This window comes from Streptomyces sp. NRRL F-5755, from assembly GCF_001279365.1.
In the GTDB taxonomy this organism is placed as follows: domain Bacteria; phylum Actinomycetota; class Actinomycetes; order Streptomycetales; family Streptomycetaceae; genus Streptomyces; species Streptomyces rimosus.
In genome coordinates this window covers 1-14,422 of sequence record NZ_LGCW01000277.1, presented here as the reverse complement: position 1 = coordinate 14,422, position 14,422 = coordinate 1, and the positions used below count along the sequence as shown (strand labels likewise).

Below are 14,422 nucleotides of genomic sequence, written 5' to 3'. Positions count from 1 at the left end.
GTGTCGTACGCAGCGCAGCTCCGTGGCACCGGTGAGCCGGTCGTGCGGCCCGCTCGCCGGCACGCCGGTCGGGGCCCTGTGGCCCCCGGACCGCTCTGCGCAACCAATCCGGCATACCTGGACACATGGCCAGATGGTTGCCCGTATCGCTCGGTCCCTCACAAAAACGTTTCGCCTGCTCCGTCCGCGACGCTCCGAACGGAGTAACCCGGCACCCGCGAAATGGCCGGAATCAACCGCTCCCGCATTCCTGACACATCACTCGAATACCGACCGAGGTACGGACGTACCCCGCCACCACCGCCCCGTGCCGTACCGAAGCGCCCCGCACAGGACCGCCGCCTCAGAGCGGCGCTTCCCACGTCACCATCGTCCCGCCCCCGTCCTCGCCCAGCCCCGGCCCGTACGTACTGGAGCCGCCCAGCGACTCGGCCCGCTTCGCGAGGTTGCGCAGACCGCTGCGCCGGCCGCCCTCGGGGATGCCCACGCCGTCGTCGGCGACCGTCAGCCGTACGCCGTCGCGGCCGTCCGGCAGTTTGACTGTCGAGTCGACAACGACCTCGATGCGCGAGGCGTCGGCGTGCCGGAAGGCGTTGGACAGCGCCTCACGGAGCGCGGCGATCAGGTTCTTGCCGGTCAGCTCGCCGACGCGGGCGTCCACCGGGCCGACGAAGCTCGCGGACGGCTGGAAGCCGAGCGGTACGGCGGCCGTGCCGATCTCGCGCAGGACGCGGGTCCGCAGGCCGGACGGGGCCTCGGCCGGGCCCTGTTGCAGCGCGAAGATCGCGGTACGGATCTCCTGGATGGTGACGTCGAGTTCGTCGACGGCCTTGCCGATGCCCTCCTGCACCTCGGGCACGACCGCCCTGCGCTGGGCGCTCTCCAGCATCATCCCGGTCGCGAAGAGCCGCTGGATGACCAGGTCGTGCAGGTCGCGGGCGATCCGGTCGCGGTCCTCGTAGACGGCCAGCCGCTCGCGGTCGCGCTGCGCGTCGGCCAGGACGAGCGCCAGGGCGGCCTGGGCGGCGAACTGGGTGGCCAGCGTGCGTTCGGCGGCACTGAAGGGCCGCGCCCCACGGGCGCGCGGCGTCGCGAGCGTGCCCAGCACCCGGCCGCCGCTCTTGAGCGGGAGCATCATGCTGGGGCCGAAGCGCGGCGCGACGTCCGTGACCATACGGTCATCGGTCGCCGAGTCCTCCACGAAGACCGGCTCTCCGGCGAGCAGTTGCGCGGCCACCGGGCTCTCGGGCGGCATCTGGGTGCCGACGAGACCGGCCGGATCGTCGGCCGACGCCGCGACGATCTCCAGCCCGCCGTCGTCCGTGGGCAGCAGCACGATTCCGGCCGCGGACTCCGCGAGCTTGCGGGCCTGTTCCGCGACGACCGCCAGCGCGTCGTCCACGTCGCTGCCGGCCAGCAGCGCGGTGGTCACGGCCACCGACCCGTCGATCCACCGTTCCCGCTGCCGGGTCGCTGCGTACATCCGCGCGTTGCCGATCGCGATGCCGGCCTCGGTGGCGAGCACCCGCACCATGTGCAGGTCGCCCTCGCTGAACTCGCCGCCGCCGCGCTTCTCGGTCAGGTAGAGATTGCCGAAGATCTCCCCCTGGACGCGGATCGGCACCCCGAGGAACGTCCGCATCGGCGGGTGCCCCGGCGGAAAGCCCGCCGACCGCACGTCCCGGGTCAGATCAGCCAGCCGCAGCGCCTTCGGGTCGTGGATGAGCGCGCCGAGCAGGCCCTTGTGCCCGTCCGGCAGCGCGCCGATCCGCGCCCGGTCCTCGGCGCCGACCCCGTACGTGACGAAGTCCGACAGGCCCTCGCGCGACTCGTCGATGATCCCGATCGCGGCGTAGCGGGCGTCGGCCAGCTCGGCCGCGGTCTCCACGATCCGGTCCAGCGTGATGTGCAGGTCGAGGCCCGCGCCGACGGTACGCATGGCCTCCAGCAGCTGCGGCACGCGCGCGGTCAGCTCGGTCGACAGGCCCTGGAGGCTGCGGGTCGCCTCGGTGGCCGCTTCCATGGGGTCGGTGCCGGAGGCGGCCGTACCGTCGGAATCAGTACGGGCCCCGGTGCCCATGGGGTCTGAGGGTCCTGTCGTGACTGCCATGGCACGAGCCTAAGGGGCGCTTTTCTGAAGAATGCCCCCAATACGGCAATTCGGACGCCGGACCGGTCCACCCCGGACCGCCCCGGGCTGCCACGTCACCCCGGTCCGGGCGTCCGCCGCAACGGTACGCAGCGGCCGCCCGCACCCGTCGTTCTTCAGCCGTTCACCGGACCGCCACCGCGCCCGCCAAACGGTCCTCCGCCACGTCCGCCGACCGCGCGTCCACCGCCCGCTCACGCTCCAGCATCCGCCGGAACGGGCCGTCGGCCACCGCCAGCTCCGCGTACGTACCGCGCTGGACGGGCCTCCCCTCGTCCAGGACCAGTACCTCGTCGACCGCCGCCAGCCCCTCCAGCCGGTGGGTGATCAGCACGGTCGTCCGGCCCTCGGTGGCGGCCAGCAGATCCGCGGTCAGCGCGTCGGCCGTGGCCAGGTCGAGGTGTTCGGCGGGCTCGTCCAGCACCAGGACGGGGAAGTCGGCCAGCAGCGCGCGGGCCAGCGCGAGGCGCTGCCGCTGGCCGCCGGAGAGCCGTGCGCCGTGCTCGCCGACCATCGCGTCCAGCCCGTCGGGCAGCGACCGCACCCAGCCGTCCAGCCGGGCCTGCGCGAGCGCGGCCCACAGCTCGTCCTCGTCCACACCGGTACGGGCGAGGCGCAGGTTCTCCCGTATGGAGCTGTCGAAGATGTGGGCGTCCTGCGCGCACAGCCCGACCCTGCGCCGTACGTCGTCGCCGTCGGCCGCCGCCGCGTCCACACCGTTGAGCGTGTACGCGCCCGACTCCCGGTCCAGGAAGCGCAGCAGCACCTGCGCGAGCGTCGTCTTCCCGGAGCCGGACGGGCCGACGACGGCCAGGCGCCGCCCGGCGGTCAGGGTGAATCCGACGCCGTCCAGCGCGGGCTTGCGCTGTCCGGGGTACCGGGCCGTCAGGTCTGACACGACCAGCGGGAACGGCGTCTCCGGTACGTCCGCTGCGGTCGCACCGGCCGGTTCGCCGACCGGCTCCGGTGCGTCCAGCACCTCGAAGACCCGCTCCGCCGCCCGGCGCGTGCGCTGCCGGTACTGCACGGCGAGCGGCAGCCCCGCGACCGCCTCGAACGCGGCGAGCGGGACGAGGACGACGACCGCCAGGCACACGCCCGTCAGCCGCCCGGCGTGTACGGCCTGGACGCCGACGACGGCCGCCGCGGCCACCGTCAGCCCGCACAGCAGCGCGGACAGCCCGGCCCCGGCACCGGCCGCGGCCGCCGAACGGGACGCGATCCGGGTCAGATCGCGGTCGGCCCGCCGGGTCCGGTCGATACGGGAGCCGAGCGCGCCCGCCACCGTCAGTTCGGCCGCCCCGGTGAGCAGATCGACGACATGCGCGGAGAGCACGCCCCGCGCGGGGGAGAGCTGCCGCTCGGCACGGCGGGCCAGTACGGCGGACAGCGCCGGCACCCCGGCCCCCGCCAGCAGCAGCCCGGCCGCGAGAACGGCACCCGCCTCGGGCAGCAGCCAGGCGGTGAACCCGACGGAGCCCAGCCCGACCACCACGGCCGCCCCCACCGGCAGCAGCCACCGCAGGAAGTAGTCCTGCACCGCGTCCACGTCCGCCACCAGCCGCGACAGCAGGTCGCCCCGGCTGCGCTCCCGCAGCCCGGCGGGCGCCAGCCGCTCCAGCCGCCGGAAGACGGCCACCCGTACGTCCGCGAGCATCCGGAACACGGCGTCGTGCGCCACCAGCCGCTCCGCGTACCGGAACACCGCCCGGCCGATGCCGAAGGCCCGGGTCGCGGTGACCGCCACCATCAGGTACAGCACCGGCGGGTGCTGCGCGGCGCGGGAGATCAGCCAGCCGGACGTGGCCATCAGGCCCACGGCGCTGCCCAGCGCCAGGCTGCCCAGCAGCAACGCCAGGCCGAGCCGGCCCCAACGGGCCCGCGCCAGGCCCCGGAGCCGCGTCAGCGCGGAGCCCCGGGTGGCGAGTACGGCATCCGGCTCCTCGTCGGGTGCGGCGCCTGGGCCTTCGGTCGGTTCGGCGGTAGCGGAGTCCCGTACAGTGCCCGGTCCGTCGACCGGTTGGGCTGTGGAGGCACCGTCCCGTACGGCGTCCGCCCGTACCGTCTCCGCGCCGCCGCTCCCGGCCTGCGCGGCGGCTTCCGGTACGGCGGTGCCCTCCTCGGTCTCCGGGGGCGCCAGTCGCACCACGCGGTCCGCCACCGCCAGCAGCGCCGGCCGGTGGACCACCAGGAGCACCGTGCGCCCGGCCGCCAGGCGGCGTACCGCGTCGACGATGCCGGCCTCCGTCTCGCCGTCCAGGTTCGCGGTCGGCTCGTCGAGCAGCAGAATCGGGCGGTCGGCGAGGAACGCGCGGGCCAGGGCCAGCCGTTGGCGCTGGCCCGCCGACAGGCCGGAGCCGCTCTCGCCGAGCACGGTCGCCGCTCCGTCGGGCAGCGCGGAGACGAAGTCCAGGGCACCGGCGTCGCGGAGCGCGGCGTGCACGGCCGCGTCGTCGGCGTCGGGGCGGGCCAGCCGTACGTTCTCGGCGATGGTGCCCGCGAAGAGGTACGGGCGCTGGGCCACCCAGGCGATCCGCCGCCGCCAGTCCTCCGGGTCGATGCCCGCCAGGTCCCGGCCGCCGACCCGTACCCGGCCCGCGGCGGGCTCCGCGAAGCCGAGCAGGACGTTGAGCAAGGTCGTCTTGCCCGCGCCGGAGGGCCCGACGAGGGCCACCGTCTCCCCCGGGGCGACATCGAACGAGGTCCGGGGCAGCGAGGGTTCGGTCCGGCCCGGGTGGCGTACGACGAGGTCCTCGACGGACAGCGCCGTGCTGTCGGGCGCCGGCGCGTTCCCCGTCGCGCGCTGCGGCGTCTCCAGCACCGCGAAGATCTCCTCGGCCGCTGCCAGGCCCTCCGCCGCGGCGTGGTACTGCGCGCCGACCTGCCGCAGCGGCAGGTACGCCTCGGGCGCCAGGATCAGCACCAGCAGGCCCGTGTAGAGATCCAAGCTGCCGTGGACGAGCCGCATGCCGATGCCGACGGCGACGAGCGCGACCGAGATCGTGGCGAGCAGTTCCAGGGCGAAGGAGGACAGGAAGGCGATCCGCAGGGTGCGCAGCGTGGCCCGGCGGTAGGCGCCGGTGATGGCGCGGATGGACGCCGCCTGGGCCTTGGCCCGGCCGAAGACCTTGAGCGTCGGCAGCCCGGCGACGACGTCCAGGAAGTGGCCCGACAGCCGCGCCAGCAGCTGCCACTGGCGCTCCATGCGGTTCTGCGTGGCCCAGCCGATCAGGACCATGAACAGCGGGATCAGCGGCAGCGTCACGACGATCGTCGCGGCCGAGATCCAGTCGCCGGTGACGATGCGCGCCAGCACCGCGACGGGCACGACGACCGCCAGGCCCAACTGCGGCAGATAGCGCGCGAAGTAGTCGTCGAGGGCGTCGATGCCGCGGGTGGCGAGGGTGGTCAGCTCGCCGGAACGCTGGGTGCTCAGCCACCCGGGACCGAGATCGGCGGCCGCCCGCGTCAGCAGCCGCGTCCGCAGTTCGGACTTGACCGCCGCGCTCGCCCGGTGCGCGGCCAGCTCCGTCAGCCAGGACACCAGGCCCCGGCCGACGGAGACCAGCGCGAGCAGCAGCACCGGTGTGCTCAGGTCACCAAGACCGAGATCGCGTTGGAAGGCGCCGACGACGACTTCGGCGATGAGCATGGCCTGGCCGATGACCAGACCGGCGCCGGCCAGGCCGAGCAGCACGACCGCGGCGAGGAAGAAACGGGTGGCACGGGCGTAGCGGAGCAGGCGCGGGTCGACCGGTTTCACGTGAAACAACCCTTCCTCGACGGAAGTTGATCAGTGGGGCCCCATCCGGGGCCCCACCGGGTGGAGCCGCCCTAGTGGGCGTCGGCGATGTGCTGCGTACCGATGCGCTTGCGGAAGACCCAGTACGTCCAGCCCTGGTACAGCAGGACGACCGGGGTGGCGATACCGGCACACCACGTCATGATCTTCAACGTGTACGCGCTGGACGAGGCGTTGGAGACCGTGAGGCTCCAGCTGTCGTTCAGCGAGGAGGGCATCACGTTCGGGAAGAGCGTCAGGAACAGCATCGCGACCGCGGCCACGATGGTGACGCCGGAGAACGCGAACGACCAGCCCTCACGCCCGAGCCGGTTCATCACCAGCCCCGCGACCAGCGCCAGCACCGCGACGATCATCGCGACCAGGCTGCTGGTGTCGCCCTTGTCGAGCTGCGTCCAGCCCAGGAAGCCGACCGCGAGCACCGCGGTGATCAGGCCGAGCACGGTGGCCGTGCGACGGGCCCGCTCCCGGATGTCGCCCAGCGTCTTGAGCGAGGCGAACACCGCGCCGTGGAAGGTGAACAGGCTGAGCGTGACCAGGCCGCCGAGCAGGGCGTACGGGTTCAGCAGGTCCAGGACGCTGCCCACGTACTCCTTGTGCGCGTCGATCTGCACACCGCGCACGATGTTGCCGAAGGCCACGCCCCACAGGAACGCGGGCAGCAGCGAGCACCAGAAGATCGCGTGCTCCCAGTTGCGCTGCCAGCGCTCCTCGTCCCGCTTGACGCGGTACTCGAAGGCGACGCCGCGCACGATCAGGCAGACCAGGATGAGCAGCAGCGGCAGGTAGAAGCCGGAGAAGAGGGTGGCGTACCACTCGGGGAAGGCGGCGAAGGTGGCGCCGCCCGCGCTGAGCAGCCACACCTCGTTGCCGTCCCAGACCGGGCCGATCGTGTTGATCAGGACCCGCCGCTCGCGCCGGTCCCGGGCGAGCAGCTTGGTCAGGACGCCGATGCCGAAGTCGAAGCCTTCGAGGAAGAAGTACCCGGTCCACAGCACGGCGATGAGGATGAACCAGATGTCATGGAGTTCCACGGTCGCCTCCTAGTACGAGAAGGCCATCGGCCGGTCGGCGTCCGTGTGGTCGCCGCCGATCTTGGTGGGCGGGTTGAGGTCGTCGTCCGTCAGCTCCGGCGGCCCGGCCTTGACGTACTTGACCAGCAGGCGGACCTCGATGACCGCGAGGATCGCGTACAGCAGCGTGAAGACGGTCATCGACGTGAGCACCTCGCCCTGCGAGACGCCGGGGGAGACCGCCGAGGAGGTCTTCAGCACGCCGTAGACGACCCACGGCTGGCGGCCCATCTCGGTGAAGATCCAGCCCCAGGAGTTGGCGATGAGCGGGAAGCCGAGGGTGACGAAGGCCAGCGACCAGTACGCCTTGCTCAGCCGTACACCGAGCACCTTGTTCTTGGTCAGCGCCAGGTTGGGTGGTTCCTCGTCGCCCGTCCGCAGTCCCGGCGCGAGCCAGAACTTCTTGCGGGTGAGCCAGAGCCCGGCCAGGCCGATGGCGAACGAGGCCATGCCGAAGCCGATCATCCAGCGGAAGCCCCAGTAGGCGACGGGGATGTTGGGCCGGTAGTCGCCGGGCCCGTACTTCTGCTGCTCGGACTTGTTGACGTCGTTGATGCCGGGGACCGGCGAGGAGAAGTCGTCGTGGGCGAGGAAGGACAGCAGGCCGGGGATCTCGACGGCGACCTTGTTGTGGCCCTTGTCCACGTCCCCGTAGGCGAAGACGGAGAACGGGGCGGGGGCCTCCTTGTCCCACAGGGCCTCGGCGGCGGCCATCTTCATCGGCTGCTGCCGGAACATGACCTTGCCGAGCTGATCACCGCTGAGCGCGGTGAGCGCGCCGGCGATCACCAGGGTGATCAGGCCGAGCCGCAGCGAGGTGCGCATCACCTTGACGTGCTTCTTGCGCATCAGGTGGTACGCGGCGATGCCGACCATGAACGCGGCGCCGGTCAGGAAGGCGGCGGTCAGCGTGTGGAAGACGACGACGAGCGTGGTGTCCTGGGTCAGCACCTTCCAGAAGTCGGTCAGCTCGGCACGGCCGGTGGCGGCGTTGTACTTGTAGCCGACCGGGTGCTGCATCCAGGAGTTGGCGGCGAGGATGAAGTACGCCGACAGGATCGTGCCGATCGAGACCATCCACATGCAGAAGCAGTGGATCTTTTTCGGCAGCTTGTCCCAGCCGAAGATCCACAGTCCGATGAAGGTGGATTCGAAGAAGAAGGCGATGAGCGCTTCGAACGCGAGCGGAGCGCCGAAGACGTCACCGACGAACCGCGAGTAGTCGGACCAGTTCATGCCGAACTGGAACTCCTGGACGATGCCGGTGACGACACCCATCGCGATGTTGATCAGGAAGAGCTTGCCCCAGAACTTGGTGGCCTTGAGGTACTTCTCCTTGCCCGTCCGTACCCAGGCGGTCTCCAGTCCGGCCACCAGGGCGGCAAGGGAGATCGTCAGGGGGACGAACAGGAAGTGGTAGACGGTCGTGATGCCGAATTGCCATCGCGCCAGAGTCTCTGGCGCCAACGCCAGGTCCACGTCGAGTCTCTCCTTACGTCGCCGTGTGCTGACTACGGCTGTTCCGCCCCGTTTGCCCCGATAGAAGCGGGACATAAGGGACGCTTGTGAACGCGTTCACATTCACAAGCAATTATCACCCATGGCTTGTTTCGATTCTTGACTGGGGGTGCGTGACTACGGTCACGCAGGGAAAAGGCGTGCGGGACCCCTTCCCGCACGCCTCAACAAGTTGTTGAATTCGGCGCCATGGACATCCGCATCCGTCTGTCATGGCCGGCCGGACAGCTGACTGCCACCCTCGGCGAGACCCCGTCCGCCACGGCTCTCGCCGCCGCCCTGCCCCTGGTCGCGACCGCCCGTACCTGGGGCGAAGAGGTCTACTTCGACACCGGGCTCACCCTCGCCCTGGAGGACGGCGCCCAACAGGTCGTCGAACCCGGCACCGTCGCCTTCTGGACCGAGGGCAGCGCGCTGGCTCTGCCCTACGGCCCCACACCCATATCGAGGGGGACGGAGTCCCGCCTGGCCTCCCCCTGCAACGTGCTCGGCCGCCTCGACGGCGACCCGCGCGCGCTGGACACGGTGCGGGACGGCGATCCCCTGCGTGTCGAACGCGCGTGATCGCGACCGATCAGGTCACAGCTCCTTGCGGAACCGCTCGGCCGCCTGGAGGAACATGTCCATCGCCGCCGTCTCGCCGATCGTCACGCGCACCCCTTCGCCCGGGAAGGGCCGTACGACCACGCCCGCCTTCTCGCACGCCGCCGCGAAGTCGAGCGTACGGTCGCCCAGCCGCAGCCAGACGAAGTTCGCGTGCGTCTCGGGGACCGTCCAGCCCTGCGCGGTCAGCGCCTCGCAGACCCGGGCCCGCTCCGTGACCAGCGCGTCGACCCGCTCCATCAGCGCGCCCTCGCTGCGCAGCGACGCGATCGCCGCTTCCTGCGCGAGCTGGCTCACGCCGAACGGCACGGCCGTCTTGCGCAGCGCCGCCGCCACCGGCTCGCGGGCCACCGCGAAGCCGATCCGCAGGCCGGCGAGCCCGTACGCCTTGGAGAAGGTCCGCAGCACGCAGACGTTGGGGCGGTCCCGGTACAGGTCCAGGCCGTTCGGCACGTCCGCGTCGCGGATGAACTCCTGGTACGCCTCGTCCAGGACGATCAGGATGTCGCTCGGCACCCGGTCGAGGAACGCCTCCAGCTCCGCCCGGCGCACGATGGTACCGGTGGGGTTGTTGGGGTTGCAGACGAAGATCAGCCGGGTGCGGTCGGTTATCGCCGCGTACATGGCGTCCAGGTCGTGCACCTCACCGGAGGTCAGCGGGACCTGCACGGAGGTGGCACCGGCGACCTGGGTGACGATCGGGTACGCCTCGAAGGACCGCCACGCGAAGATCACTTCGTCCCCGGGCCCGGCCGTCGACTGCACCAGCTGCTGGGCCACACCCACCGAGCCGGTGCCCGTCGCCAGGTGCTCGACGGGCACCGAGAAGTGCTCCGACAGCTCCGCCATCAGGCTCGTACAGGCCATGTCCGGGTAACGGTTGAAGGCCCCGGCGGCTGCCACCGCGCTCTCCAGGACGCCGGGCAGCGGCGGATAGGGGTTCTCGTTCGAGGACAGCTTGTACGTGACGGGACCGCCCGTCGCAGCTGGCTTGCCGGGCTTGTAGGTGGGGATGCCGTCCAGCGCAGCGCGCAGCTTCGGGCTCTTCTCGCTCACCGCAGGTTCCTCCTCGACCATGCCGTCCGTCGCCAATACTGCACACCTTATGAGGATTGACCCGCCAGGCGTAGGCCCTGTCCGATACGGAAGGGGAGATACCGGGCGGGAGGGGCGGCGGGCCGGTGGCGCGGGCCGGTCCCCGGGCGGGGCGTGCGGTGGCACGAGCCGGCCGCCTTCGTGATCCCGTACCGCACCCGCCGGAAGATCATCCCGCCCCCGAGCCCGGCCCTCCGGGTCCTTGGGGAGCGCTCCTCCCTGCGTTACGCGCCGGTGGCTCGCGCCGTGGCGCGCATCCCTCGTGAAGGTGACTTGAGACCTCTTCGAGACCTGGACCAATCGGCAGGGGACTCCCGACGATGCTCAACCAGGAACTGGCAGATCAGGCCAAACCCCTTCGTTTCCCAGGGCATTCGGACCACAACGCCATGCAGAAACGTGCCTTTCCACTCCTGTACGCACCGCCCCGCGAAAGGACCGCCCGAGCCCTACTATCGGCTCGCCATGACAGCAGCAGGGAAGCACCAGGTGAGCCGGTCTACCGGTCGCCGGCTTGGGCGGGCAGGCATCCGGGACGTGGCCGCCGCAGCCGGGGTATCCATCACGACTGTCTCCGACGCGCTCAACGGCAAGGGCCGGCTTCCGGATGCCACCCGTCGCCACGTCCGCGAGGTGGCCGACCGGTTGGGCTACCGCCCTTCCGCCGCCGCCCGCACGCTCCGTACCGGCAAGTCAGGACTCATCGGCCTGACCGTCACCACGTACGGGGATGAACCTTTCACCTTCACCGAATTCGCGTACTTCGCGGAAATGGCCAGAGCCGCCACCTCGGCGGCGCTCGCCCGCGGCTACGCACTCGTCATCCTGCCCGCGACCTCCCGCCACGACGTCTGGTCGAACGTCGCCCTGGACGGCACCGTCGTCATCGATCCGGCCGACGGCGATCCCGTCGTCACGGAACTCGTCCGGCACGGCATCCCCGTCGTATCCGACGGCCGCCCTGGCGGCACCCTCCCCGTGATGGGCTGGGTGGACAACGACCACGAGGCGGCCGTCCTGGGCCTCCTCGACCACCTCGCCGACGCCGGCGCCCGCCGGATCGGCCTGCTCACCGGCACCACCACCGACACCTACACCCGGCTCTCCACCACCGCGTACCTGCGCTGGTGCGAGCGGGTCGGGCAGGACCCGGTGTACGAGTCCTACCCCGCCCACGACCCGTGCGCGGGCGCGGTGGCCGCCGACCGGCTGCTGGCCCGCCCGGACCGCCCGGACGCGGTGTACGGCCTCTTCGACCCGAACGGCACCGACCTGCTCGCGGCGGCCAGACGCTACGGGCTGCGCGTCCCCGAGGACCTGCTGCTGGTCTGCTGCAGCGAGTCCACGGTCTACGCGACGACCGAGCCGCCGATCACCACGCTCTCCCTCAAACCGCGCCGGATCGGCACCGCCGTCGTCCAGCTCCTCATCGACGCCATCGAAGGGCTGGACAGCGGACGGCCGGTCGAGCAGGTGATACCGACGGATCTGATCGTGCGGACCTCGTCCCAGCGCAGGTCCACACGTACGACCGTCAGCCCGCCGCGGGGGCCCTCCGGGGCTTGACCGTCACACGTTCGAGCGGCCGTGCGGACGCGATCACCGTGTCCGTACGGCCGGAGGTTTGTGTGCCGCGGGCGAAACCGTGCCCGACCGATGGCCGGTCCGGTTCCCGGCCGATGATCATCATCCCGACGCACCGGCGTACCGCCACCTGCCGCGCCCCTGAGACATACGGAGGCGGCGCGCCCACCTTGCGCCACCCCACGCGCCCCCACCCCGCCCCACGCGCCGCTCCGGCGCGTTGCCCGGCCACTTCGCCGTGTCGTACCACCGGCCGGACGCTCCGCCGACCGGGATAAAATCGGCAGGAACCCGGAGGAATCGGCAGCGAACACCGGGTGTCGAGCGATTGACCACCCCCGGGTGCGTCACAAGCCGCGAGCGGCATTCCTATGATGGGCGCACGACACCACGGACCGCCGTCGACCAGGCAAGGTCCGCGAGGTGCACGGCGGCGCGACGGTGGAGGGGTCGATGACTCAGGGGGCCAGTGTGGGACCCATGGTGCGGACCATGCCGGCACAACCTCCGGCTCCGGCACAACCGCCTGCCCCGCCGGTCCCCCCGGCGCCCGCGGTCCCTCCTCTCCCGGGGATGCCGCTGGCCGCGCCCGAAGCGCCGCACGGCATGCCGCCCGAGTACACGCCCACCGAGCGCTCCCTCCCGGTGATCGGCGCCGGCGCCCCGGCCGGGCACGGACAGGCGACGGGCCGTACGGACCTGCCGCCCGTCACCCGTACGGACACCCTCATCGACCGCCCGACCGTCGACCTGACGGCCGTCCCCGAGTCGGCCGCACCGGCCGAGCAGCACAAGGAGGGCGGCGGCCCGCTGTACGTCGTCGGTGACGTGCACGGCTACTACGACGAGCTGCGCGAGGCGCTCGCCGCCGAAGGACTCATCGACGCCGACGGCCAGTGGGCCGCGGGCAACGCCCGCCTGTGGTTCCTCGGCGACTTCACCGACCGCGGCCCGGACGGCATCGGCGTCATCGACCTCGTCATGCAGCTGTCCGCCGAGGCCGCGGCAGCCGGCGGCTACTGCAAGGCCCTGATGGGCAACCACGAGCTGCTGCTGCTGGGCGCCAAGCGGTTCGGCGACACCCCGGTGCAGTCCGGCGCCGGCACCGCGTCCTTCCAGGCCGCCTGGCTCCTCAACGGCGGCCAGAAGAGCGACATGGACCGTCTCCAGGACCACCACCTGCAGTGGATGGCCCGCCTGGACGCCGTGATGGAGGAGGACGGGCACCTGCTCGTGCACTCCGACACCACCGCCTACCTGGAGTACGGCGACTCCATCGAGGACGTCAACGACACCGTCCACGACGTCCTCACGCGCAGCGACGCCGACGAGGTCTGGGACCTGTTCCGCAAGTTCACCAAGCGGTTCGCCTTCCGGGACGAGGACGCGGGCCCGATGGCCGTACGCGAACTCCTCGACACCTACGGCGGCGAGCGCGTGGTGCACGGCCACAGCCCGATCCCGTACCTCCTCGGCGAGGTCGGCGGCGAGGACGACGAAGGTGAGGGCGTCGCCGTCGAAGGACCGCACGTCTACGCCGACGGACTGGCCATCGCCATGGACGGCGGGGTCACCATGGCCGGAAAACTACTGGTCGTACAACTTCCCCTGACTGGCTGACCGTTATCCGGGCAGGGGTAGCGGCAGGTAGGGAAGTGGCGCAGCGGGGTCCGAGCTGGACAGGAGCGGTCCCTATTTCCGCAAACACCCTGTCACCCCGTGCCGGAGGCGCTCTACCATCGGTCTATCCGTAGCAGGCTCTCCTCCGTTTCCGCCCACTGCCCGGCCCACGCCGGCCTGTACGGCCCTACGGAGCATCGGGGGATGCACATGAACAGCGCTCCGCACCTGCTGAGCGAGGACCGCGCGGAATTCGCGCGGCTCCTCGACGAGGCGCTGCGCACCGCGGAATACCGACCGGAAATGGTCTCCGCGGCGGGCAAGCACCTCAACACCGAGCAGTTGCGCACCATGGCGCTCAGCGCCACGTCCGCCATCGCCGCATGCGCGACGGCCGAATACCGACACTACGTACGGCTCCGCGACGAGCTGCACGCTCCGGAACCCGCACCGGACGCCGGCGGCGTGGAAGGCCGCGAGGAGAAAGGCACAACGGCGGGCTCCACGGGGATGGACCTCGCCACCTCCGTCGGCGAGGCGGCGGAATCCGCCGGTGCCGGGCTGGCCGCGATGCTCGCGGTCCTCGCGCCGGTACTGGCGGGGATCGCCGCCCTGCTCTTCCTGATCATCGGGTACGTCCTGCGGACGATCGGGACCGATCCGGCCGCCGCCCAGCCGATGATCAGCGTGGGCTGGGTCTTCGCGGCGCTCACCGCGGCGGGCGCCCTGATCGCCATGGCGAGTCTGGTCCACGCGGCCTGGCGCAACGGCTCGACCTCCCTGCGCGCACCACGCGGGGACGGCCGGGGTGGCCGCGCCAGGGAGGTGGACGCCGCCCGGGACGCCTGGCGGCAGGCCCTCCTGGAGCGCGGCATACTGCCGTTCCTGCGCGAGGCCCTGACCGACCCGGCGACCGTCAACGGCCGCGACACGGCCCCGTACGTACCGCGCCGCGGCGTCGACGGCGGCAGCCGTATC

9 protein-coding genes are annotated in these 14,422 nt (G+C 71.6%); 4 read left to right on the top strand and 5 right to left on the bottom strand.

All coding sequences use genetic code 11. From position 1 onward, the window contains the following. Positions 1 to 343: 343 nt before the first annotated feature. The 4 genes from ADK86_RS26755 to ADK86_RS26740 form a co-directional block, all read right to left on the bottom strand. Positions 344 to 2,023: a GAF domain-containing sensor histidine kinase gene (locus ADK86_RS26755; RefSeq protein ID WP_053698949.1), complete on the bottom strand. Its 1,680-nt coding sequence runs from the start codon at positions 2,021 to 2,023 to the stop codon at positions 344 to 346. Between the two features lie 250 nt (positions 2,024 to 2,273). Next, positions 2,274 to 5,912, bottom strand: coding sequence for a thiol reductant ABC exporter subunit CydD (cydD, locus tag ADK86_RS26750; RefSeq protein ID WP_053698907.1), 3,639 nt, complete (start codon positions 5,910 to 5,912; stop codon positions 2,274 to 2,276). Positions 5,913 to 5,983: 71 nt separating this feature from the next. Then, positions 5,984 to 6,985, bottom strand: a complete 1,002-nt coding sequence (gene cydB / locus ADK86_RS26745; RefSeq protein ID WP_053698906.1) for a cytochrome d ubiquinol oxidase subunit II — start codon at positions 6,983 to 6,985, stop codon at positions 5,984 to 5,986. A gap of 9 nt (positions 6,986 to 6,994) precedes the next feature. Beyond that, positions 6,995 to 8,503, bottom strand: coding sequence for a cytochrome ubiquinol oxidase subunit I (locus ADK86_RS26740; RefSeq protein ID WP_053698905.1), 1,509 nt, complete (start codon positions 8,501 to 8,503; stop codon positions 6,995 to 6,997). Between the two features lie 228 nt (positions 8,504 to 8,731). Between ADK86_RS26740 and ADK86_RS26735 the strand changes: the two genes are divergently transcribed. Next, a complete protein-coding gene (locus tag ADK86_RS26735; RefSeq protein ID WP_053698904.1) occupies positions 8,732 to 9,106 on the top strand; it encodes a cyclophilin-like fold protein in 375 nt (124 codons plus the stop codon). A 15-nt stretch (positions 9,107 to 9,121) separates the two neighbouring features. Here ADK86_RS26735 and hisC read toward each other — a convergent pair whose 3' ends face one another. Further along, positions 9,122 to 10,201 (bottom strand): histidinol-phosphate transaminase, encoded by a 1,080-nt coding sequence (gene hisC, locus ADK86_RS26730; protein ID WP_053698948.1) that lies wholly within the window; start codon positions 10,199 to 10,201, stop codon positions 9,122 to 9,124. Positions 10,202 to 10,705: 504 nt separating this feature from the next. Here hisC and ADK86_RS26725 point away from each other — a divergent pair. From ADK86_RS26725 to ADK86_RS26715, 3 genes are all read left to right on the top strand, one after another. After that, positions 10,706 to 11,806: a LacI family DNA-binding transcriptional regulator gene (locus ADK86_RS26725; RefSeq protein WP_030178622.1), complete on the top strand. Its 1,101-nt coding sequence runs from the start codon at positions 10,706 to 10,708 to the stop codon at positions 11,804 to 11,806. A 471-nt stretch (positions 11,807 to 12,277) separates the two neighbouring features. Further along, complete coding sequence (locus ADK86_RS26720; protein WP_053698947.1) at positions 12,278 to 13,444, top strand: metallophosphoesterase; 1,167 nt, start codon at positions 12,278 to 12,280, stop codon at positions 13,442 to 13,444. A gap of 204 nt (positions 13,445 to 13,648) precedes the next feature. Next, the coding region (locus tag ADK86_RS26715; protein ID WP_053698903.1) for a hypothetical protein at positions 13,649 to 14,422 on the top strand (774 nt) is incomplete at its 3' end.

Excerpts from the sequence above, each read along its gene's own strand:
- ADK86_RS26755 (WP_053698949.1), bottom strand. The coding sequence starts at position 2,023 with ATGGAAGCGGCCACCGAGGCGACCCGCAGCCTCCAGGGCCTGTCGACC.
- ADK86_RS26735 (WP_053698904.1), top strand. The coding sequence starts at position 8,732 with ATGGACATCCGCATCCGTCTGTCATGGCCGGCCGGACAGCTGACTGCC.
- ADK86_RS26725 (WP_030178622.1), top strand. The coding sequence starts at position 10,706 with ATGACAGCAGCAGGGAAGCACCAGGTGAGCCGGTCTACCGGTCGCCGG.
- ADK86_RS26720 (WP_053698947.1), top strand. The coding sequence starts at position 12,278 with ATGACTCAGGGGGCCAGTGTGGGACCCATGGTGCGGACCATGCCGGCA.